This window comes from Aequorivita sp. IT1183, assembly GCF_058068265.1.
Genome location: NZ_JBYRHS010000004.1, coordinates 460,152 through 484,030 on the forward strand (window position 1 = coordinate 460,152; position 23,879 = coordinate 484,030).

At 37.7% G+C, this 23,879-nt stretch carries 13 protein-coding genes; 8 read left to right on the plus strand and 5 right to left on the minus strand.

Annotation, left to right across the window (positions count from 1 at the left end; translation table 11 throughout):
* Positions 1 to 4: 4 nt before the first annotated feature.
* The 5 genes from rplJ to AC3RVF_RS10470 all read left to right on the plus strand — a co-directional run bounded on the left by rplJ (position 5) and on the right by AC3RVF_RS10470 (position 9,721).
* Positions 5 to 526 carry a 50S ribosomal protein L10 gene (gene rplJ, locus AC3RVF_RS10450; protein ID WP_489691584.1) on the plus strand — a complete coding sequence of 174 codons (522 nt, stop codon included), beginning with the start codon at positions 5 to 7 and terminating at the stop codon, positions 524 to 526.
* Between the two features lie 58 nt (positions 527 to 584).
* Positions 585 to 959, plus strand: a complete 375-nt coding sequence (gene rplL / locus AC3RVF_RS10455) for a 50S ribosomal protein L7/L12 (protein WP_489691585.1) — start codon at positions 585 to 587, stop codon at positions 957 to 959.
* Between the two features lie 137 nt (positions 960 to 1,096).
* Entirely contained in the window at positions 1,097 to 4,909 is a 3,813-nt protein-coding gene (gene rpoB, locus AC3RVF_RS10460; RefSeq protein ID WP_489691586.1) for a DNA-directed RNA polymerase subunit beta, read from the plus strand.
* A 93-nt stretch (positions 4,910 to 5,002) separates the two neighbouring features.
* On the plus strand, positions 5,003 to 9,301 hold the full coding sequence (gene rpoC / locus AC3RVF_RS10465) for a DNA-directed RNA polymerase subunit beta' (RefSeq protein WP_489693341.1): 4,299 nt from the start codon (positions 5,003 to 5,005) through the stop codon (positions 9,299 to 9,301).
* Between the two features lie 99 nt (positions 9,302 to 9,400).
* Entirely contained in the window at positions 9,401 to 9,721 is a 321-nt protein-coding gene (locus tag AC3RVF_RS10470; RefSeq protein ID WP_489691587.1) for a DUF3467 domain-containing protein, read from the plus strand.
* A gap of 426 nt (positions 9,722 to 10,147) precedes the next feature.
* Here the strand turns inward: AC3RVF_RS10470 and AC3RVF_RS10475 are convergent, their stop codons facing one another.
* A complete protein-coding gene (locus AC3RVF_RS10475; protein ID WP_489691588.1) occupies positions 10,148 to 10,744 on the minus strand; it encodes a hypothetical protein in 597 nt (198 codons plus the stop codon).
* A 105-nt stretch (positions 10,745 to 10,849) separates the two neighbouring features.
* Between AC3RVF_RS10475 and AC3RVF_RS10480 the strand changes: the two genes are divergently transcribed.
* Positions 10,850 to 11,002: a hypothetical protein gene (locus AC3RVF_RS10480; RefSeq protein ID WP_489693336.1), complete on the plus strand. Its 153-nt coding sequence runs from the start codon at positions 10,850 to 10,852 to the stop codon at positions 11,000 to 11,002.
* A gap of 311 nt (positions 11,003 to 11,313) precedes the next feature.
* Here the strand turns inward: AC3RVF_RS10480 and AC3RVF_RS10485 are convergent, their stop codons facing one another.
* The 3 genes from AC3RVF_RS10485 to AC3RVF_RS10495 all read right to left on the minus strand — a co-directional run bounded on the left by AC3RVF_RS10485 (position 11,314) and on the right by AC3RVF_RS10495 (position 13,466).
* Positions 11,314 to 11,568 carry a hypothetical protein gene (locus tag AC3RVF_RS10485; RefSeq protein WP_489691590.1) on the minus strand — a complete coding sequence of 85 codons (255 nt, stop codon included), beginning with the start codon at positions 11,566 to 11,568 and terminating at the stop codon, positions 11,314 to 11,316.
* Between the two features lie 119 nt (positions 11,569 to 11,687).
* Positions 11,688 to 12,272, minus strand: coding sequence for a hypothetical protein (locus tag AC3RVF_RS10490; protein ID WP_489691591.1), 585 nt, complete (start codon positions 12,270 to 12,272; stop codon positions 11,688 to 11,690).
* A gap of 606 nt (positions 12,273 to 12,878) precedes the next feature.
* On the minus strand, positions 12,879 to 13,466 hold the full coding sequence (locus AC3RVF_RS10495) for a hypothetical protein (RefSeq protein WP_489691592.1): 588 nt from the start codon (positions 13,464 to 13,466) through the stop codon (positions 12,879 to 12,881).
* A 456-nt stretch (positions 13,467 to 13,922) separates the two neighbouring features.
* Here AC3RVF_RS10495 and AC3RVF_RS10500 point away from each other — a divergent pair, with 456 nt between their 5' ends.
* On the plus strand, positions 13,923 to 15,164 hold the full coding sequence (locus AC3RVF_RS10500; protein WP_489691593.1) for a hypothetical protein: 1,242 nt from the start codon (positions 13,923 to 13,925) through the stop codon (positions 15,162 to 15,164).
* Between the two features lie 103 nt (positions 15,165 to 15,267).
* Here AC3RVF_RS10500 and AC3RVF_RS10505 read toward each other — a convergent pair whose 3' ends face one another.
* Positions 15,268 to 16,872: a peptide chain release factor 3 gene (locus tag AC3RVF_RS10505; RefSeq protein ID WP_489691606.1), complete on the minus strand. Its 1,605-nt coding sequence runs from the start codon at positions 16,870 to 16,872 to the stop codon at positions 15,268 to 15,270.
* A 411-nt stretch (positions 16,873 to 17,283) separates the two neighbouring features.
* Here AC3RVF_RS10505 and AC3RVF_RS10510 point away from each other — a divergent pair.
* A partial coding sequence (locus tag AC3RVF_RS10510; RefSeq protein WP_489693337.1) for a beta strand repeat-containing protein occupies positions 17,284 to 23,879 on the plus strand: 6,596 nt, incomplete at its 3' end.

Consider the following 23,879-nt stretch of genomic DNA (forward strand, 5'->3'; position numbering starts at 1 on the left):
AATTATGACAAGAGAAGAAAAATCACAAGTAATTGAAACGTTAACTGCGCAGTTGTCTGATAATGCCAACATTTATTTGGCAGACATTTCAGGCCTTAATGCAGGGAGTACTACTAACCTTCGTCGTGCTTGTTTCAAAGCAGGAATTCAGTTAGCAGTTGTTAAGAACACATTGCTTAAAAAAGCAATGGAGAGTTCTGATAAAGACTTTGGTGAATTAGCAGATATACTTAAAGGAAACACTTCTTTAATGTTCTCTGAAACAGGTAATGGACCTGCCAAAGTAATTAAAGAATTCAGAAAAAAATCTGATAAGCCGCTTTTAAAAGGAGCCTATATCCAAGAGTCAATTTACGTTGGCGACGATCAATTGGATAACTTGGTTGAACTTAAATCTAAAGACGAACTTGTTGGAGAAATTATCGGGTTGTTACAATCACCTGCTAAAAACGTTATTTCTGCTCTTAAGAGTGGTGGTAACACAATCGCAGGACTTGTTAAAACCTTATCCGAAAGAGAAGGATAAAATTTCATTTAGCACTAATTATTTTATATAAACACAATTATTTTTAAAAACGATAGAAATGGCAGATTTGAAAGATTTCGCAGAAAAATTGGTTAACCTAACAGTAAAAGAAGTTAATGAGTTAGCTACAATATTAAAAGACGAGTACGGTATTGAGCCTGCTGCTGCAGCTGTAGCTGTTGCTGCTGGTGGTGGTGCTGGTGCAGAAGCAGTTGAAGAGCAATCAGAATTCACAGTAATGTTGAAAGCTGCTGGTGCATCTAAACTTGCAGTTGTAAAACTAGTTAAGGAATTAACTGGTGCTGGTCTTAAAGAAGCAAAAGAATTGGTTGATAGTGCTCCTTCTCCAATAAAAGAAGGTGTATCTAAAGATGAAGCTGAGGCTTTAAAAGCACAATTAGAAGAAGCTGGAGCTGAGGTTGAGCTTAAGTAAGCTCACTACGTTCCAAACCCTTAGGTTTAGGTCTTCCGAATTTACTTCGGAAAGACCTAAACCATTTTGCGTATATAATGGTTAACACCTTTTTTATACGATTTTCATTATTATTTTAATTAAAATTCCGTCCATAGATGTCAGCAACGCAAACTGAAAGATTGAATTTTTCCTCTGTAAAAAATAAGCCGGATTATCCCGACTTTTTGGACATTCAGATTAAATCCTTTCAGGATTTTTTCCAGTTGGAAACCAAATCAGAAGAAAGAGGCCAAGAAGGATTATACAAAACCTTTTTGGAAAATTTCCCGATTACCGATACCCGAAACCAATTCGTTTTAGAGTTTTTAGACTATTTCGTAGATCCACCAAGATACTCCATTCAGGAATGTATTGAACGTGGTCTTACTTATAGCGTGCCTCTTAAAGCGCGTTTAAAACTGTACTGTACAGATGCCGAGCACGAAGATTTTGAAACAATCGTGCAGGATGTTTACCTCGGTACTATTCCTTACATGACCCCAAGCGGAACTTTCTGCATTAATGGGGCTGAGCGTGTTGTTGTATCGCAACTTCACCGTTCACCTGGTGTATTCTTTGGCCAGTCGTTCCACGCAAACGGAACTAAACTATACTCTGCTCGTGTAATTCCTTTTAAAGGTTCCTGGATTGAGTTTGCCACAGATATTAACAGTGTAATGTACGCGTACATTGACCGTAAGAAAAAGTTACCTGTAACTACACTTTTCCGTGCCATTGGTTTTGAAAGGGATAAGGATATTCTTGAAATATTTGACCTTGCGGAAGAAGTGAAAGCTTCAAAAACAGGACTTAAAAAATACATTGGCCGTAAACTTGCCGCACGTGTGCTAAAAACTTGGCACGAGGATTTCGTAGATGAAGATACTGGCGAGGTAGTTTCTATTGAGCGTAACGAAATTATTTTGGACCGTGATACTGTACTTGAAAAAGAACACATTGATGAAATCATCGATTCTGGATCAAAAACAATCTTGTTGCACAAAGAGGATAATTTATTGGCAGATTACGCCATTATTCACAATACATTGCAAAAGGATCCTACTAACTCTGAAAAAGAGGCGGTAGAGCACATTTATAGACAATTACGTAACGCTGAGCCGCCAGATGAGGAAACTGCTCGTGGAATTATCCACAAACTTTTCTTCAGCGACCAAAGATATAATCTTGGTGAAGTAGGTCGTTACAGAATGAATAAAAAACTGGGTCTTGATATCCCAATGGACAAGCAAGTGCTTACCAAGGAAGATATCATTACCATAGTAAAATATCTTATCGAGCTTATCAACTCTAAAGCTGAGATTGATGATATTGACCACCTTAGTAACCGTCGTGTACGTACTGTAGGGGAGCAATTGTCTCAACAGTTTGGTGTTGGTCTTGCCCGTATGGCACGTACCATCCGCGAGCGTATGAACGTTCGTGACAACGAGGTATTTACACCAATAGATTTGATTAACGCGAAGACACTTTCTTCAGTTATTAACTCATTTTTTGGTACCAACCAGCTTTCACAATTTATGGACCAGACCAACCCATTGGCAGAGATTACGCACAAGCGTCGTCTTTCTGCTCTTGGACCAGGAGGTTTATCTCGTGAAAGAGCAGGTTTTGAGGTTCGTGATGTTCACTATACACACTACGGACGTCTTTGCCCGATTGAAACTCCAGAAGGACCAAACATTGGTTTGATTTCCTCACTTGCGGTTTATGCGAAAGTGAACAATCTAGGTTTCATCGAAACGCCTTATCGTAAAGTAGTAGATGGTAAAATAGACTTGAAACATGCTCCTATTTATCTTTCTGCAGAGGAAGAAGAAGATCAGCACATTGCACAAGCTAACATTCCACTTTCTGATAAAGGTGTAATTGAAGCAGAAAAGGTAATTGCCCGAATGGAAGGCGATTTCCCATTGGTTGATCCTAGTATTCTAAATTACGCAGATGTTGCGCCAAACCAAATTGCATCTATTTCGGCATCGTTAATTCCTTTCTTGGAACACGATGATGCTAACCGTGCACTGATGGGCTCAAATATGATGCGTCAGGCTGTACCTTTATTAATTGCAGACTCACCAATCGTTGGAACTGGTCTTGAAAGACAAGTTGCTTCAGATAGTCGTGTTTTAATTAATGCTGAAGGAGATGGTGTTGTAGAATATGTAGATGCAAATGAAATCACTATTAAATATGACCGTACCGAAAATGAACGTATGGTTAGTTTTGATACTGACGACAAAACATATCAATTAGTAAAATTCAGAAAAACAAACCAGAGTACATCTATTAACTTGAAGCCTATTGTTCGCAAAGGCGACAGAGTTAAAAAAGGACAAGTACTTTGTCAAGGTTATGCTACTGAAAAAGGAGAACTTGCACTAGGACGTAACATGAAGGTTGCCTTCATGCCTTGGAAAGGTTACAACTTTGAGGATGCAATCGTGATTTCTGAAAAAGTAGTTCGTGAAGATATTTTCACATCTATTCACATTGACGAGTATTCATTGGAAGTTCGAGATACCAAATTAGGTAACGAAGAATTGACGAACGATATTCCAAACGTGTCTGAAGAAGCTACAAAAGATTTGGATGAAGCTGGTATGATTAGAATCGGAGCCGAGGTAAAACCTGGCGACATTCTTATCGGAAAGATTACTCCAAAAGGAGAAAGCGATCCAACGCCAGAAGAAAAACTACTTCGTGCCATTTTTGGTGACAAAGCAGGAGATGTAAAAGATGCTTCGCTTAAAGCTTCGCCATCTTTACACGGTGTTGTAATTGAGAAGAAATTGTTTGCCCGTGCGGTAAAAGACAAACGCAAACGTGCGAAAGACAAAGAAGACATCGCAGAACTTGAAGCAAAATACGAAGCTAAATTTATAGCTCTTCAAGATGTTTTAGTTGAAAAACTTTTCACTATTGTTGGCGGAAAAACTGCACAAGGTATAAACAATGACCTTGGTGAAATTGTATTCCCAAAAGGGAAAAAGTTCACATTAAAAATGCTTCATTCTGTAGATGATTATACCCACTTAATTGGAGGTACTTGGACTACAGATGATGAAACCAACGTGTTGGTTGCAGATTTAATGCACAACTATAAAATTAAGGAAAACGACCTTCAAGGTAACTTGCGTCGTGAGAAGTTTACTATCTCTGTTGGAGATGAGCTTCCATCCGGAATTTTGAAACTTGCCAAAGTTTACGTCGCTAAAAAGCGTAAACTGAAAGTAGGAGACAAGATGGCGGGACGTCACGGAAACAAAGGTATTGTTGCACGTATTGTACGTGAAGAAGATATGCCTTTCCTTGAAGACGGAACTCCTGTAGATATCGTGTTGAACCCACTTGGGGTACCATCGCGTATGAACATTGGGCAGATTTATGAAACGGTACTAGGATGGGCTGGACAAAAATTAGGTCGCAAATATGCAACTCCAATTTTTGACGGTGCAACTATAGACCAGATCAATGAATTGACTGATGAAGCTGGAATTCCAAGATTTGGACATACTTATCTTTTTGATGGTGGAACTGGAAAGCGTTTTGATCAACCTGCAACTGTAGGTATAATCTATATGCTGAAACTGGGCCACATGGTAGACGATAAGATGCACGCACGTTCCATTGGACCGTACTCACTTATTACGCAACAACCGCTTGGTGGTAAAGCACAATTTGGTGGTCAGCGTTTTGGAGAGATGGAAGTTTGGGCCTTGGAAGCATACGGTGCATCCAGCACACTTAGAGAAATATTGACTGTTAAATCTGATGATGTTATTGGAAGGGCTAAAACCTACGAGGCAATCGTAAAAGGTGAGTCCATGCCAGAACCAGGATTACCAGAATCTTTCAACGTACTTATGCACGAATTGAAAGGATTGGGTCTTGACATTAGATTAGAAGAATAATTGAAACCCTTCCGCTTCGGCGGAAGGGATCTTCATAAATTTCTTCCGAGGAATTAAAGCCTCATTTAACAACAAAGTTTATTTTAAATCATGATGAACAGAAATAAAGAAAACACAGTACAGAAATTCGACAAGATTTCTATTGGTTTGGCTTCCCCTGAATCCATTTTGGCGGAATCACGTGGTGAAGTTCTAAAGCCCGAAACAATCAACTACCGTACGCACAAGCCAGAGCGTGACGGTCTTTTCTGTGAGCGTATTTTTGGTCCTGTAAAGGATTATGAGTGTGCCTGTGGTAAATATAAAAGAATCCGCTACAAAGGTATTGTTTGTGACCGTTGTGGTGTAGAAGTAACGGAAAAGAAAGTACGTCGTGACCGTGTGGGGCATATCAATTTGGTAGTTCCTGTAGCACACATTTGGTACTTCCGTAGTCTTCCAAACAAAATTGGTTACCTTCTTGGATTGCCTTCTAAGAAATTAGATATGATTATTTACTACGAACGTTATGTAGTAATTCAACCAGGTATTGCACAATACGAAGGTGGAGAAGTTGTTAAGAAAATGGACTTCCTTACTGAAGAAGAATATCTTGCAATTCTTGATACAATTCCACAGGAAAACCAGTATTTGGAAGATAGCGATCCAAACAAATTTATTGCGAAGATGGGAGCAGAGTGCTTGATCGATCTTTTACAAAGAATCGATTTAAATACGTTGTCTTATAACCTTCGTCATAAAGCAAACAACGAAACTTCAAAACAACGTAAAACTGAAGCGTTAAAGCGTCTTCAAGTTGTAGAAGCACTTCGTGATGCAAACAAAAACCGCGAGAACAAAGCCGAGTGGATGATTATGAAAGTAGTTCCGGTTATTCCACCAGAATTACGTCCATTGGTGCCGCTTGATGGTGGTCGTTTCGCAACTTCAGATTTGAACGATTTATACCGTCGTGTAATTATTCGTAACAACCGTTTAAAGCGATTGATGGAGATTAAAGCTCCAGAAGTAATTCTTCGTAACGAGAAGCGTATGCTTCAAGAATCTGTAGATTCATTGTTTGATAACACGCGTAAATCTTCAGCAGTAAAAACTGATAGCAACCGTCCGTTGAAATCTCTTTCAGATTCATTGAAAGGAAAACAAGGTCGTTTCCGTCAAAACTTGCTTGGTAAACGTGTAGATTATTCAGCACGTTCAGTTATTGTTGTTGGACCAGAATTGAAATTATTCGAATGTGGTATTCCAAAAGATATGGCTGCCGAGCTTTACAAACCTTTCGTAATCCGTAAATTGATTGAAAGAGGAATTGTAAAAACTGTAAAATCTGCAAAGAAAATTATAGATAAAAAAGAGCCTGTAGTTTGGGATATTCTTGAAAATGTATTGAAAGGTCACCCAGTTATGCTTAACCGGGCCCCAACGTTGCACAGGCTTGGTATACAAGCTTTCCAGCCTAAATTAATTGAAGGAAAAGCAATCCAGTTGCACCCATTGGTATGTACCGCATTTAACGCGGATTTCGATGGTGACCAGATGGCAGTTCACCTTCCACTTGGCCCAGAGGCTATTTTGGAATGTCAGCTTTTATTGCTTGCTTCACATAACATTCTTAACCCAGCAAACGGTTCGCCGGTTGCGGTTCCTTCACAGGATATGGTTTTGGGTCTGTATTATATGACCAAACTGAAAAAGACAATGGGAGATACTGTTGTGAAAGGTGAAGGTCTTACTTTTTATTCAGCCGAAGAAGCTATTATTGCCTACAATGAAGGTATGGTAGATTTGAACGCCGAAATTAGAATCCGTACAATGGATTTTAATGATAAAGGTGAATTGGTAAAACAAATTATTACTACCACTTTAGGAAGAGTAATCTTTAACGAGAAAGTTCCTGTTGAAGCTGGTTTCATAAATGAAGTATTGACCAAAAAATCACTTCGTGATATTATTGGTAAAATTCTGAAAGTAACTTCAGTTCCAGTTACTGCAGCCTTCCTTGATGAAATTAAAACGCTAGGTTATAAATACTCTTTTGAAGGTGGATTGTCTTTCAGCCTTGGTGATATTATTATCCCAGCAGAAAAACAAAGCATGATTGATAATGCAAACACGCAAGTGGATGGTATTATCAATAGCTATAACATGGGTCTTATTACAAACAATGAACGTTACAACCAAGTAATTGATATTTGGACTGCAACTAACGCTGAACTTACCGAGCTTTCTATGAAGCGTATTCGCGAAGATCAGCAAGGTTTCAACTCTGTGTTTATGATGCTTGATTCTGGTGCGAGGGGTTCTAAGGAACAAATCCGTCAGTTAACTGGTATGCGTGGTTTGATGGCTAAGCCTAAAAAATCTAACTCTGGTGGAGGCGAAATTATTGAAAACCCTATTCTTTCTAACTTTAAGGAAGGTCTTTCAATTCTTGAGTACTTTATCTCTACACACGGTGCGCGTAAAGGTCTTGCGGATACGGCTCTTAAAACAGCAGATGCAGGTTACCTAACACGTAGATTGGTAGATGTTTCACAAGATGTTATTATTAATATCGAAGATTGTTACACCCTTCGTGGTATTGAAGTTTCGGCTTTAAAGAAAAACGAAGAAATTGTAGAAACACTTCGCGACAGAATTGTTGGGCGTACTGCGCTTAACGATGTTGTTAACCCACTTACCAAAGACTTACTTGTTGCTTCTGGAGATCATATTTCCGAAGAAGTAGCAGATGCAATTGCCGCCTCTCCATTAGAAAGAGTAGAAGTTCGTTCTGCACTTACTTGCGAGGCTAAAAAAGGTATCTGTTCGCAGTGCTACGGTCGTAACCTTGCTACCAATAAAATGGTTCAGCGCGGTGAAGCTGTTGGTGTTGTTGCAGCACAATCTATTGGTGAACCAGGAACCCAGCTTACACTTCGTACGTTCCACGTAGGAGGTATTGCGGGTAACATTTCTGAAGAAAACAAATTGGTCGTTAGATTTAACGGTAAAGCTGAGATCGAAGATCTTAAAACCGTTAAAGGTGAAGATAACCAAGGAAAACCAATTGATATTGTTATTTCTCGTACATCTGAAATAAAACTTGTTGACAAGAAAACAGGAATTACACTTAGTACCAACAACATTCCTTACGGTTCTACACTGTATACGAAAGATGGCGATAGCCTAACTGCTGGTGATGTAGTTTGTTCTTGGGATCCATATAACGGTGTAATTATTTCAGAATTTGCTGGAAAGATTAAATACGAAAACATTGTTCAAGGTATAACCTATCAGGTTGAAATTGATGAGCAAACTGGTTTCCAAGAAAAAGTAATTTCAGAATCTAGAGATAAAAAACGTATTCCAACCCTTCAAATTTTAGGGAAGAAAGACGAAGTTATCCGTAGCTATAACTTACCTGTTGGCGCTCACATTATGGTGGACGATGGCGATAAAATTAAGATTGGTAAAATTCTTGTGAAAATTCCACGTAAGTCTGCGAAAGCGGGTGATATTACAGGGGGTCTTCCACGAGTTACCGAACTTTTTGAAGCGCGTAACCCATCAAACCCAGCAGTAGTTAGCGAGATTGACGGTGTAATTTCCTTCGGAAAAATTAAACGTGGTAACCGCGAAATTATCGTTGAGTCTAAATTAGGCGAATTGAAAAAGTATTTGGTGAAATTGAGTAACCAGATTCTAGTTCAGGAAAACGATTACGTTCGTGCAGGTATGCCACTTTCTGATGGTTCAATTACTCCAGAAGACATCCTTCGTATTAAAGGCCCTTCAGCAGTACAGCAGTATCTTGTGAACGAAGTTCAGGAGGTTTACCGTCTGCAAGGGGTGAAGATTAACGACAAGCACTTTGAGGTGGTTGTTCGCCAAATGATGCGTAAGGTTAGAATTCAAGATCCGGGAGATACTACCTTCCTTGAAGACCAACTAGCTCATAAAGACGATTTCATCGAAGAAAACGATAAAATCTTCGGAATGAAGGTTGTAATCAACGCAGGTGATTCTGAAAACTTGAAAGAAGGACAGATTCTTTCACCACGTACATTACGTGATGAAAACTCTTTACTAAGAAGAAACGATAAAGAACTTGCAGAAGCACGCGATGTGGTTACTGCAACAGCTACGCCAGTACTTCAGGGTATTACGAGAGCATCGTTACAGACTAAATCATTCATCTCTGCGGCTTCCTTCCAGGAAACTACCAAAGTATTAAACGAAGCGGCTGTAGCCGGTAAAGTTGATACCTTAGAAGGCTTGAAAGAAAACGTAATTGTAGGTCATAAAATACCAGCCGGAACCGGTATGCGTAGATACGACACTATAATCGTGGGTTCTAAACAAGAGCTAGAGGAAATGAACCGCGTAAAGCAGGAAGTAAATTATAATTAATCTTAAAAAAGGTGCGTTTTCAGAAACGCACCTTTTTATTTTAGACCTCTTTTTATAAGAAAGCTAACGTCTAAAATCTAACATCTAACATCTTAAAAAATGGCAGATCAAAAAAAACAACAACCTAAACAAAACCAGATTAATATTGAGCTAGATGAAGCTGTAGCACAAGGTATATACAGTAACCTAGCTATAATCAATCACTCAGTTTCTGAGTTTGTGGTGGATTTTGTAACCATTATGCCCGGAATTCCAAAGAGCAAAGTGAAGTCTAGAATTATCTTGACGCCACAACACGCTAAGCGGTTTTTAAAGGCATTGAATGACAATGTTAAACGTTTTGAAAACGCACACGGCGAAATAAAAGATTATGAGCAACCGCCCATACCTTTAAATTTTGGCCCAACGGGTGAGGCTTAAAATAGTAAGTAACAGTAGGCAATGCCAGCTGTTCAATTACAACGATTCTTAAGTTATTCATTAGATATTATTCATTATTAAAAAGTACCCTTCCTGCATTTTAAATGCGAGAAGGGTATTTTTTTTGGCTGTCATAAATTCGTGCATTACGATTCTGTAGTGCTGTTTATAGTAGTTAATTGCCGATTTATTTTTTGAATGAATTGCTATTTTCAATTTGAAAACGATAAAAGCTATTTAAAAGGTTTTGCGAGCCTATATTATTAAAAGATCAATACAGTGTTATTGAAGTATTTTAAATCGTCTTATAGGCGCTAAAGCACCTTGAGCAATCGCCAACACTTTTAAACTCGAAGCTAGGGAAGGCACAAAAAAATGCCCTGCGATCTGCAGGGCATTTTTTTTAATTTACAAAAGGTCTAAAATTTAACCCTGATGATACATAATGATCCATTTGCTATATACGCCATCATAAACAAGATGGATCATTGACCATTGTTCACCCTTCATTTCTTTATTTTTTTCAATTCTATTTATTAAGATGTTTCCACCTTCTTTAAGTTCTAGCTTACCATTTTGAGGGTATAGCCAGATACTTTGCCCTGGATAACCTGCTACAATTCCTGTAATCTTAGTTTCTCCATTTCTATAAGTATTATAAATTCTAATAATTGCGTGTTCGGCGTTGGTTTGAAAAGTTAAATTAGGGTCAATTAAAAGATTCAAATTATCGTGATCCTTTGCATTTAGGCGGAGCTCACCAAAAGTATAATCAGCTGCTGCCTTAGCGCTGAGTCTGTTACCTTTTAGAATTAAGTTTCGATCTACTGCAACTTCACGAACAGTTCCATTGGAGCTCAATCCACCCAATTTTGTAGATTGAACGGATAATTGAGATGTGTTTGAAACACGCGCTGTGCCATTAACATGTAAAGTTTCTTGGGGATCTGTAGTATTTATACCTACTTGGGTAAAGGCAATAGTGGGTAATAGCGATACTAAGAATAGTAATCGAAGATTCATCTTTTTAAAGTTTGTGGGGATTAGTAAGTTACAAAGATATAAAGGCAGAAGTTTCCTACAAGTTTTTAGTATAACTTTAGCTGAAATACACTATTTTTCAGAAACATGAGGCAATCGCTACTAACCGAAAATCGCGTTTTTTATTTGGCTAAATACCTATTGGGTGCTGTTTACGGAGGTAATGCAACGACAGAAGCTGCGTTTAGTGTGAATTTTGGAGATAGAGACAGTTTGGATATAAATGTGATGTATTATTAACTATCTAGCTTTAAAGTGCGTAACAACCCACTTCTGAATCTCGTCATCGTATATTAATTGCACAAAATCATACGAGGTAGTTCTTACCTCGCCATTATTCATATTTGCCTGAACTTGATTGGCCGAACTTGAATCACTTTTTAAAAACCAAATTTTAAATGTGGGTTGTTGGGGATAAATCTAGATACTATGACCATTAGGTTCTTCTAAAACCCCTGTTAACCGAACGTATCTATTAACGCCACTAGCCGCTATGTTAACCTCAATAATTGATTTTCCTTCATTCGTGTTTCCGTCACTAATAAGTAAATTTAGGCCGTCATGTTCTTTAATTTGAAATTCAAGATAGCCGAAACTATAATCGTTGTATGACTTGGCGCGCTTAAATTGTTATTATTTAAAATTGAATTTTCACTAATCGATCCGTTGATATTTAAACCAATTGCTTTTGTGGTATTTACAATGCGTACCGCTTCCTTTACGTTTAACATATCTTGTGGAGTGGTGCCTATACCTAATTGGGCAGACTTACAGTAATGGTGTATCGCCAAGGTTTCACCACTCAAAATGCTGAATATAATTGAGGTGACGGATAACTAGAATTTCTTTTAAATGATTTTTTTTTAAAAAAAAAGAGACTCTCAGTGTTGACAGTCTCTTTTGTATAGTGGTAATGTTGGAGATTTTAACCCCCGTGGTTTTGCATAATAATCCATTTTGCCCTAGTGGCATCATATACAATATTGATCATACAATATTGTTCTCCAGATGGTTTTACATTGTCTTCAATCCGGTTTGCTAGTAATGAATTATTGTTGTTTGTTTTAAAGGCAAACTTTGAATTTTGTGGATAAACCCAAATACTTTGACCATCATATCCTGCTTTTACACCGGTAAATTCGGTGTCTCCAGTATTATATATTCTAATAATGGTTTTTCCGTCGTTGGCTTGGCCAGGTTCTAATAATAAATCCACGTTGTTCTGTGTTTTGGAAGTGAAACTCACAGACCCAAAGCTATGGTCGTATTTTACTTGGACGCTTAGAACATTATTAGATAAAACTAAATTTGATCCAACTGAAACTTGCCGCACGGTTCCGTTCGCGTCTAAGCCACTTACTTTAGTTGAAGTAACTGATGGTGATGTATTAGAAACGCGCATAGTTCCGTTAACGTGCAATGTTTCCTGAGGATCTGTTGTGCCTATACCCACTTGGGCGAAAGCAATTGATGGTATTATCAATAGCAAAAATATAAGTTGTAGGTTCATTTTTTTAAGATTTTGAGGTGATGAAAATCGATTAAATAAAAGCTATTCTAAAAATAACTGTTCAAAGTTACAATTTATAATTGGATAAAAGACATAAAATATCCACAAAATGCATATTTCGACGTTAAAGAGTGTTAATTATTGACTTTATCATAAAATCATTGTAATATTATTTGTGCGCAAATGTTAGCGTATGCTGCTGTATAGGCAAGTTTACCTCATATTAATATTGCTACTTTGGGTCTCTAAATTTCTGAAGATTGATTAGCGGGTTTATAGTTTTCGCAAGGATAGGAATATATCTCACGCTTAAAATTATAAATTAATTAGGAGAAGAGTATGACTACTGTTATTTCGGCTTATGTTAGTTGTTGAACGGCCAGTGGCTGCCTAACAGCAAAAACTCCCTAGATGCGGGAGCGTGCAATGTACATTTGTTCGGTGCTGATTTTGGAAGTAATGCAGTTTTAGAGGCTTTATGTAGTGTGCGTTTTGGAGATTGGGACAACTAATATGTAAGTGCTATGTATTATTAAATTAATTCGTTTATATAAAAAATGCCCTGCGGTTAGCAAGGCATTTTTTTGTTTTAGCCAAATGGGAGTATTAGCCTTCATGATTCATAATTACCCATTTTGATATCGCATAATCATAAACAAGGTGTATCATTTCCCATTGTTTAGCCTTCATTACACCATTTTTTAATACGTTGTGATTTTCCTTAATGTCAAGGTCATTGTCTTGTGGATAAAGCCATATACTTTGGCCATTATAGCCTGGGTCAATTCCTTTAACTTCAGTTTTGCCATCTCCATTTGAATTGTATATTTTAATAATAGAAAATTCAGCATTAGCTTGCGCGGGATTAGTGGTAGGGTTAATTAAAAGGTTTAAAGGTTCTTGGGTTTTTTCGGTGAGACGAAGTTCCCCAAAACTATAGTCATATTTTACTTTGGCGCTCAGTCTGTTATTGCTTAAAATTAGATTGTTATCTACAATTACTTCTTGAAGGACACCGTTAGCATTAGTCCCGATTATTTTGGTAGTTTGTACTCTTGCAGTATTATTTATACTTCTAATTCGCACTGTTCCTTCAACATCTAATGTTTCCGTGGGTGTTGTGGTATTTACACCAACTTGTGCAAAAGCGATTGTGGGAATTATTAATAATAGTAATAGAAGTTGTATTTTCATGATGCCTAAATTTCTGTTTGAATAATATACAAATGTATAATAGTATGAATTTCTCACAAGGGGGGCAAGGCTTCTATAAAAATAGTATTCCAGTAATTTTTTGAATGTTGTAGGAATAAACAGGCTTGATTTTGTGAATAAAATCGATTAAACCTCATAAAATTCGACAAACCGTTCTATTGTATGGCTTAGAGAATTATAATACTATTCGGCTTTCCTACAAAAAGCTAAAATATATTTTAACATTATTCGATGAAGTGGTATAATTAATCGATAAACATATAAAAGGAAAGCAATATCAATAGAAACTTAATATCATGAACATAAACAATCTCCGTTTTTGGTTGAAAATGATTACTTAATCTTATATAAATGTATATCGTCGTGTAGCTGCGCTAAAAGTGCTGAAAATTAACTAAAACATTAAGATAGTTATTCAAATATATATAGATATTTGTGCGGAATTTAATCTTCATCGATATGAAATATTTAATACTGTTTTTGTATTTTAATTTGCTAAGCGTTAGCTTAATAGCCCAAGTGGGTATTAATAATGTAGACCCAAAATCTTCGCTGGATATTACAGCTAGCAGCAAAGCAACTCCCGCAATAACAGATGGTATATTAATACCTAGAATAAGTGTCTTTCCAACAAGTACTCCAACGGCTGATCAAGATGGCATGTTGGTATATTTAGATATGGACACAACTTTAAGAAGTAAAGGTTTTTACTATTGGGATTCTGCTACTTCTAAATGGATTGGACTAACAAGCGAATGGGAGAAAGGAACAAATGTGGGTAATCAAAATTTAATAAAAGCCAAACAAGCGGATGCTGCGGGTACTAAAGTTGTTATAACCGAAAGTGGTTATGTGGGTGTTGGAACCGATAGCCCTACAAGTGAAGTACACATAATAGGTAAACGTACAGGAACTGATAAAATAGAGTTGAGTGTACAAAGTACTACTGGTCCTGCCGATATTAAATTATCCCCAGCCTCATCTTCTTCAATAGCTGTTCCATATCTTATTTCAGCTGTTGGTGATGGCACAACTGGGTTTCAGATTTCAGAAAATGCTGATGTTAAATTCAACATACGCCGGGATGGGGCGGTACGCATTAAGGATTTGAACCTAGCAGAGAATAGTGGTTTTAAATTTCCTGCAACCGTTTATGCCGATACTAATGGCGAATTGTTAGTTAAGGGTGCGCGATCTCCCAATGATGCTTTGGTAGTGAATACAAGTGCGGTAAGTTTTCAGATTATTTCTGCCTTGAAGAATGAACATGATAAAGAAGTTATAAGTCCAAGTTTGTATATTTATACAATAACACCGACTCAAGACATTTTATTAGATGTGTCATATCAGTTAGGCGTTTATGTAAATCAGACTGAGGATCCAACTAAAGGTCCGGAAAATCAACACGAATCTCAATTGTATGGTGCTTTTTTTGAAGTGAATTCAAATACAAGTTTAAGATATGCATTAAGTGGCGAGAACTTCTCTGGAGGTACAGATAGTTTTGCTGGCTCATATTTTATAAATGGACAGGCATATATTCCTTTATTAGCTAATACAGCTTATACAATAAAACTGAAAGGATATATCCATTCAGCTCTTAAAAATGATAAAGGATGGAGAGCAACTTTTGGTTCAGGAACCTTAAATATGGTGCAAATTCTTCAACGTTATTAATTCCTTTTGAAGAATATAATTTAAATTCAAATATTCATTAAAAAATCCAGCTCGACCGCTGGATTTTTTAATGGTTGTAATTGACAAATTAAATTTAAACTAATTACACGTTCTTACTCTTTTCAAACTCACTCACAAAATGAAATTTCACATTCGGGTATTTAGATTGTGTCATTTGTAGGGTGAATGATGAATCTGCAAAGAAAACCAGTTGGCCGCGTTTGTCTTTTGCTAAAAACTTCGCCTTCACTCTTTTAAAATCTGCAAACTCAGCGCTTTTTGGGTCTTTGGCTTCTACCCAGCAAGCTTTGTGTACGTTTAGGTTTTCGTAACTACATTTAGCGCCGTATTCGTGTTCTAGTCTGTATTGTATTACTTCAAACTGAAGCGCGCCAACGGTACCTATAACTTTGCGACCATTCAATTCTAAAGTAAAGAGTTGCGCCACACCTTCGTCCATTAATTGGTCAATCCCTTTTTCAAGCTGCTTGCTCTTCATTGGGTCTGCGTTGTTCACGTATTTAAAATGTTCTGGTGAAAAACTTGGGATGCCTTTATAGTGCATTTCTTCACCTTCAGTAAGTGTATCGCCAATTTTAAAGTTTCCCGTGTCGTGAAGACCTACAATATCGCCAGGGTAGGAGATGTCTACTATTTGTTTCTTTTCGGCAAAGAAAGCGTTGGGACTGCTGAATTTTATTTTTTTGCCATTGCGAACGTGCAGATAGGGCGAATTTCGTTCAAAAACACCGGAAACAATTTTCACAAAAGCAAGGCGGTCACGGTGCTTTGGGTCCATATTAGCGTGAATTTTAAACACGAAACCAGAAAAATCTTTTTCATCGGGTTTCACCAAACGCGTATTGCTTTCTTTAGGGCGTGGGGAAGGGGCAATTTCAACAAAACAATCTAGCAACTCGCGTACGCCAAAATTATTAAGTGCAGAGCCAAAAAATACCGGTTGTAATTTTCCTACTAAATATTCCTCTTGATTGAAGTCTGGGTAAACCTCGTGCACAAGCTCCAGTTCTTCCCTTAGCGTATTAGCGGCTTTTTCGCCAACAAGCTTATCGAGTTCGGGACTGCTTAGGTCTTCGATCTCGATGGTTTCTTCAATATCTTTTCGGCTATCGCCGCTAAAAAGGTTTATATTTTTTTCCCATACATTATATATACCCTTAAAATCGTACCCCATCCCGATAGGAAAACTCAGTGGTGTAACGCGCAGTTGCAGCTTTTGTTCAATCTCGTCGAGCAAATCGAAAGCATCGCGACCTTCGCGGTCTAGTTTATTGATAAATATAATAATAGGTATGTTGCGCATTCTACAAACTTCAACAAGTTTTTCAGTTTGCTCTTCCACACCTTTTGCAACGTCAATCACCACTATTACGCTATCTACGGCAGTTAGCGTTCTAAAAGTATCTTCCGCAAAATCCTTGTGACCGGGTGTGTCTAGAATATTTATTTTAATGCCTTCATATTCAAAAGCTAAAACCGAAGTAGCTACTGAAATTCCACGTTGGCGTTCAATTTCCATAAAGTCGCTGGTAGCGCCTTTTTTCACTTTATTATTTTTTACTGCGCCGGCTTCTTGAATTGCGCCACCAAAAAGCAGCAATTTTTCAGTAAGCGTTGTTTTTCCGGCATCTGGGTGTGCAATAACCCCAAATGTTCTTCTTCGTTTTATTTCACTTTTAATAGACATATAGACTAATACAATTTGCGCCAAAGATATGGGTTTTTACAAAGTTTTTACAGTGTAAATTCTATTAAAATGAAAACCATTTTTAAGTTTATTTCTTAAATAAAGTGTTTTTATTTCTAAATTTATTAAAAATAATATCAGGAATTTGAAGATGAATTTTAGTGACTTAAAACAGGCAAAAAAGCTATAAAAATGGTCTGAAAAATTTAAAAATTAGTCGATTTTGACCTTTTGTGAAGGGCTTAGAATGCTTGTTATTAGCCCTAATCTTGTAGTTCAACGAAATTTTTCTGCACTTAACCTATAATGTGTTATAACGCAAATAAGTAAACATTATTATTCCGTACATTTGGTCTTGATTATGGGCTTTATCATCTCATGACGCCATATTGTAATAAAAAATAAATAGGTATGAATAGAATTACTTCTCTTCGAATTAGCGCAAGAAAAATTAAGACAATAGTTGCCCCTCTGTTGTTTTTCTTTTCGATCTTGATGTTAGCATCTGGTTTTAAATCTAGCCATATAGAATATAAAGGATATTACTTAGAGCCAGAATTGCTGCGCAGTCTTGAGACTGCTCAAATTGGACCTTCCACAGCAGAGGAAGTTGGCTACATTCCAGAAAATTCGGCTAGTATGGCGGGAACTATAACTGTTCCTGTTGGATCTGTTGTTATAGATATGGGTGTTACGCCTCAAACTTTTAATAATGGATTAAAGCCTTACGGTTTAGTAGTTTCTTTACTTAATACATTTCAAACGCCAGTAATTTGGTCTATCAATCCTGCTAAAAGTAAGGATGGGGTAGATTTTACAGTTGATGGTAGAAGTTTTAAAGGAGGTACTTTTATTATTTCAAAAGAAAATATTACCAGTACGGTTCAAACAGAAATAAATCTTTGGAGAAGTAGAGGTGTTGTTACCTATACTACACTAACAAGTGTAGATGTGCCTTTACACAGAGAATTGACATATAATGTAAGGTGGATTATTAATCAGAAAAACGCCAAGATTGCCGAAGCTTATATGGAGAATGCAGGAATTCTTACTTCTGCATATACAATTGGAACTCCATTAAGTTTAAATTCATGTAGTGATTTATTCATTATACCGCATGATGATCCAGATTGGGCAGGTTTTGGAAACCCATTATTAGATTGGAATGAATCTCTTGCCAATGGCGGGAATTCTGGTTGGATTTGGGCAGGATGTCAAGCTGTTTCAAACTTGGAACGCGATGTGGATCCTACAAATCCAAATATAAGAACTAACTTTTTGGCAAAAAGCCCTACAGTATATCCAGGACCTTTTGATGGTTATGGACTTATTGAGCATGGCGAACATAGGGATGCTTCTGGTATTTATCCTTACCTAAATGATTTTCCTACTGATCCTATCATGCAATTTATGGGTAGAACAGATAAAGCGCACGATGGTGGTTCTGAGCAAATATATTTGCCTTACCCAACTGGAGGTTGGAGAAGCACCACGAAAGTTGGGGCTTGGGATCCTAATCAAAGAGATGTTCTAGAAGGCAAGTCTCCTGGGAAGGCAGCTCTTGTTGCTTATGGTAGAGCTTTTGGTCAGTCGGCCAGAGGTATGGTTTTATATGAAGGAGGTCACGAACTAAAAAATGGTTCGGTAGCTGAGAACGTAGCTGCGCAACGTATATTTTTCAATTTTGCACTAGAGTCTCCTGCTGAAAAAGCGCCACAGATTACTAATACTACTGTTATTCCTTCAGTGGTGGAAACTGGACAAACTATTCAGTTTAATCTTAACGTAGTTTCAAATACTGCTGTTACTTATCAATGGTCTACAACTTGCCCATCAGGCAGTTTCAATAATTCAACAATTTCCAATCCAATTTTTACTGCAGGTGGCTTATCTAATGGATGCCTTATTAAAGTTAAAGTTACCGATGCTTGTGGAAGAACTTCTTTTTTAACATTCAATATTAGAATTATTGAGCAACCAATAGTACCAACTCCTAGAGATTGTACTTGTGCTCCTTTTTATGATGGAGGGAATTTTAGAAACCCACAATTAATAAGTGGTAGTGCACTTCAAGTTGGTGCTATTTATAAATTCGCAAGTATTTTTCCAAACATTGATGGTTTAGTAAGAATTGAAGAATTTACAGGAGGAGCTTCCCTTTTAGAAATGGATGTAACTTCTTCTGGTTTGCCGGAGGCATTTCAACCAAGAATTAATAGTACAAATAATAATGATCAGAGTGTACTCTTTAATATAAAATTTGTTCGGTCTGGGGGTACTTATAATAACCCTAGCGATCTGGTGGTAATTTCGTATTATGCTACGCCGCTAGATATAGATGGTGATGGTAGTAATACACGAGAATATGCCGAAATAAGTTTGCCAGATGCATACTTTTTAGCTGCTAATAGAAAAATTAATATTAGTAGAATTGGAAATATAATTCGTGGAGAGGCAATAACTACTGAGACCGCGCCGGGTGGTGATGTTTCTTTGGATGCAAGATGGACATATAGTAACTATTTCGAAAATAAAAGCTCCTTATCATATAGAATTGGTAAAACGGGTGGAGATAGCGATAGATATTATTCATTGAATATGAGTAATGCTAATTACCCACAACCTGAATCTGTATTGATTACGTATCCTGTTATTTGTGGTAGTGTAAAAGATGTAGATGGAAATCCTTTAGTTAACGTAAATGTTGGTATAACTGGATCTGACGGAAGCTCACAAACAATTCAAACAGATAATACTGGTCATTATAAAGGAGTAGCGGAAATTGCCCAAGCTCTTGTTGATGTAACATATCAAGTTCGCGAAACTGATCCGAATGGATATATTTCTGTTTCCGATGTTGATGGTGCCAATGATAACTTGATTACTCGAGTTATAAATTTAAAATCAACCTGTGGAAATGATTTTGTTGATGGACCTGAAGATGTGAACGGTTGGTCATTTGTCTGTGGTGATAATAAAACTGTTGATGAATATGGATATAATGCCAATTGTAATACAACTACAACAGCTACAATTCCAAACCCAGGTAATGTATATGAATATATAGTAGAAATAGTATATAAAGGTTCAAATCCGGGTCAGACAATACAAGTAACTGATGGTAGTGGAAACCCGCATACATTAGTTAGAAGAACGCCAATTGGCGGAAGTAGTAATATTTGGGCGTATAGAGGATTGTTTTCTGGCAGTACGAATACAGTAACATATACAAATAATAATAATAGATGCGACCTTCAGTCAATGATGGTGTATGCATTTAGAAACGTCTCAGACGCGGCTGCTAATTCAGGTGTTTTTCCTGACATAAGTGGGCTTAACGATGTTAGGACTTTTACAATCAACATACCTACTTTTAGTGGGCCACGTGATATAGTTTTAGAAACACCTATTTCAGAACTTACAAACGATGGACGTTATCTTCTTCTTAGAGCTGAAGCTGGAGGAGTAACTAATCAAGTAATTTTATATGGTCCTGATGCAAGTTTGCCAGGAGGCACTTGCTGTTTGGCAATACCTAAACTATTATTAGATAATGTTCCAGGAACTGCAACGCAGGTAACTGTTACTGTAGATACAAGAAATAATCAAAACGGTCAGACTGTAAATGGTCAATCGTGGATAATTGCAGGTGGTGTAAATGTAGATGCTAACTGTTTTTCAGATTTAGCACTTAATTTAGTAAGTAAGACAGATATCACGTGTTTCGGAAGTAATACAGGAGCTATTACTGTACAAGCTACCGATGGAGTTCCGCCATATCAATTCAGATTAAACGGAGGTACATATCAATCTAGTCCAACATTCAACAATCTTGTTGCTGGAGTATATGTAGTTGAGGTTATAGATTCTATTGGAAATACTAAATCGCTTTCGGTTACATTAACCCAGCCTGATAACATAGTTATTCAAATAACTAAACAAAATGCCACTACTTCTGGTGCCTGTGCGAATGGTCGGGCTACGGCTACTCCTACTGGAGGAATTCCGCCTTATACGTACCAGTGGAGTGCTAGTGCTGGTAGTCAAACAACCGCAACTGCTACTAGCCTTCCTTCAGGCACACATACAGTTACTGTAACAGACTCTAACGGATGTCCAGTAAATCAAGGGGTTGTAATTGATTGTATTAATGATTGTGATGCTGTAATTGCAGTAGACTTTGTTACTCACGTATCTTGTAAAGGTGATAACACTGGTGTTGCAAGAGTTTCGGCGAGTTCGGTTGCCAATCCTGCAGCACTATTCACATTTACATGGAATACAGTTCCGCCACGAATTGATGCCGGCGTAACTTCTAGTACAATTAATAATTTAGCTGCAGGTGTTTATACCGTAAGTGTAACCATTGATGGGACAGTTTGTCTCCCTGTAGAACAAAGTGTAACAATAAACGAGCCTTCAAACGGATTAAATGTAACCGCTACATCTACAGATGAAAGTGGTCCTAATACGGGAGATGGAACTGCTACAGCGAACGCTTCAGGTGGAACACCACCATATTCATATAGCTGGAGCCCCGGAGGTCAAACTACTCGGGTTATTACAGGTTTGAGTGCTGGTGTATATACCGTTACCGTAACGGATTCAAAAGGTTGTACAGCGGTGGCTTCTACAACTGTTAACCCAGGAAGTTGTCAAGGTTTAAGTGCGAATGCTTCTTCAACTGGAGTATCGTGTAATGGAAATAGTAATGGTACGGCAACAGTTTCTGTGAGTAACGGAGTAGGACCATTCAATTACTTATGGAGCCCAGGGGGAGCAACTACCCAAACAATTACAGGATTAAGTGCAGGAACATATACAGTTACTGTTACCGATCAAACAACATTATGTACGGTAAATGCTTCAACTACAGTTAACCAACCCAACGTACTAAGTTCTGGTATTGCAATTACGAGCGTATCTTGTTTTGGGGGTAATAACGGATCATTAGATCTAACTGTTGCCGGGGGAACCCAGCCATATTCTTTCTTATGGAATAATGGTGCAACAACTGAAGATTTATTCAATTTAGCGGCTGGTACTTACTCTGTAACAATTACTGATACAAACGGCTGTACAACAACAAATAGTGCAACAGTGCTACAGCCAACTGCAGCTTTATCGCTCACATATACTGTACAAGATGTACTTTGTTATGGCAGAAATACTGGGGCAATTGATATTACTGTTGCCGGTGGTACTGTGCCTTACCATTATAATTGGAGCAATGGTGCTACAACTCAAGATTTATCTAGTATCCCTGCTGGTGTTTACAGTGTTACTGTAACAGACGCTAATGGATGTACACTTACTCAAACTTCAATTACAGTAAGTGAGCCATCGAATCCTATTAGTGTAATTATTACCAAAGAAAATGCAACAACCGGACAAGGTTGTAACAATGGTCAAGCTACTGCCAGTCCTTCTGGAGGAGTTGCGCCTTATACATATTTATGGAGTGCAAGTGCAGGCAATCAAACTACAGCAACGGCAACCAATCTTCCTGCAGGTTCACATAGCGTTACTATAACAGATACTAATGGTTGTGAACTTGTACAAGGGGTGGTTATTATTTGTGATAACACCTGTGATGCGATTATTACAGTAGATCAAGTAACGAATGTGCTTTGTGCTGGTGATAATAGTGGTACTGCTACAGTTAGTGCGTCTTCGGCGGCTAATCCTGCGGCATTATTTACATTCACATGGGATACAACTCCGCCTCAAGTATATGCTGGTGTTACAACTAGTACTATTAATAACCTTGTTTCAGGTATTTACACTGTTAGTGTAACTATCGATGGTACAGTTTGTCAACCTGAAGAGCAAAGCGTTACGATAACTGAACCAGCAACCGTTCTTTCGGTATCCGCGACTTCAACAGATGAAAGCGGACCCAATACTAATGACGGAACAGCAACTGCAAATCCAATAGGCGGTACTCCGCCTTATGCTTATAGCTGGAGTCCAGGTGGACAAACCACCAGAGTTATTACAGGATTAGGTGCAGGTGTTTATACAGTTACTGTTACTGACGCAAATGGTTGTACTGCAATGGCAACTACAACTGTGAATCCTGGAACTTGTAGAGGATTGGCAGCAAGTGCATCTTCAACATCTGTAACGTGTAATGGAAATAGCAATGGTACCGCAAGTGTTTCAGTAACTGGAGGATCGGGATCATTTACTTACCTATGGTCTCCTGGAGGTCAAACTACAACAATTATCTCGGGATTAATTGCCGGAACATATTCTGTTGTTGTTACTGATACAGTTACATTATGTACTGTTAATGCTTCTACTACTGTTAATGAGCCTAATGTGTTGACTTCTGGAATAGCCATTACTCACGTTAGATGTTTTGGTAATAATTCAGGTGCATTAGATTTAACAGTCACAGGTGGAACAGCTCCTTACTCCTTCTCATGGAATACTGGTGCTACATCTGAAGATCTTATCAATTTAGCTGCGGGTACTTATACTGTAAACATTACCGATGCCAATGGTTGTACTGCTACAAAGAGTGCTACAGTTTTGCAGCCAGGTACTGGTCTTACTTTAGCAATTACATCTCAAACTAATGCAGTTTGTAGTGGATTGGGTTCTGTAACCGTTCAAGCGAGTGGTGGAACTGTGCCTTACTTATATAGTGTTGACGGCGGTGCATATCAATCTTCCGGAACATTCAATAATTTAACAGCAGGTAACCATACTATCACTGTCTTAGATGCCAATAATTGCACGAATCAAGTTGCTGTAAATATATTAAGCAATTGCATATTAGCCATTGAGGATATCAACGATACCTTTAAGAACCTACCAGTAGGAGGCGATGTATCTACCAATGACTTGAACTTAGACGGTCCAGCCGGAACGGAAGTGTTCACTTTGGTAACAGGTCCAACAAGTGGTACCGTGGTATTTAATGCCGATGGAACATACATATACACACCAGCACTTGATTTTGTAGGTGCCGATATCTTTGAATATCAGATATGCGATGG

Coding starts and splice junctions, on each gene's coding strand:
- rplJ (WP_489691584.1), top strand. CDS start 5: ATGACAAGAGAAGAAAAATCACAAGTAATTGAAACGTTAACTGCGCAG.
- rplL (WP_489691585.1), top strand. CDS start 585: ATGGCAGATTTGAAAGATTTCGCAGAAAAATTGGTTAACCTAACAGTA.
- rpoB (WP_489691586.1), top strand. CDS start 1,097: ATGTCAGCAACGCAAACTGAAAGATTGAATTTTTCCTCTGTAAAAAAT.
- rpoC (WP_489693341.1), top strand. CDS start 5,003: ATGAACAGAAATAAAGAAAACACAGTACAGAAATTCGACAAGATTTCT.
- AC3RVF_RS10470 (WP_489691587.1), top strand. CDS start 9,401: ATGGCAGATCAAAAAAAACAACAACCTAAACAAAACCAGATTAATATT.
- AC3RVF_RS10475 (WP_489691588.1), bottom strand. CDS start 10,744: ATGAATCTTCGATTACTATTCTTAGTATCGCTATTACCCACTATTGCC.
- AC3RVF_RS10480 (WP_489693336.1), top strand. CDS start 10,850: ATGAGGCAATCGCTACTAACCGAAAATCGCGTTTTTTATTTGGCTAAA.
- AC3RVF_RS10490 (WP_489691591.1), bottom strand. CDS start 12,272: ATGAACCTACAACTTATATTTTTGCTATTGATAATACCATCAATTGCT.
- AC3RVF_RS10495 (WP_489691592.1), bottom strand. CDS start 13,466: ATGAAAATACAACTTCTATTACTATTATTAATAATTCCCACAATCGCT.
- AC3RVF_RS10505 (WP_489691606.1), bottom strand. CDS start 16,872: ATGTCTATTAAAAGTGAAATAAAACGAAGAAGAACATTTGGGGTTATT.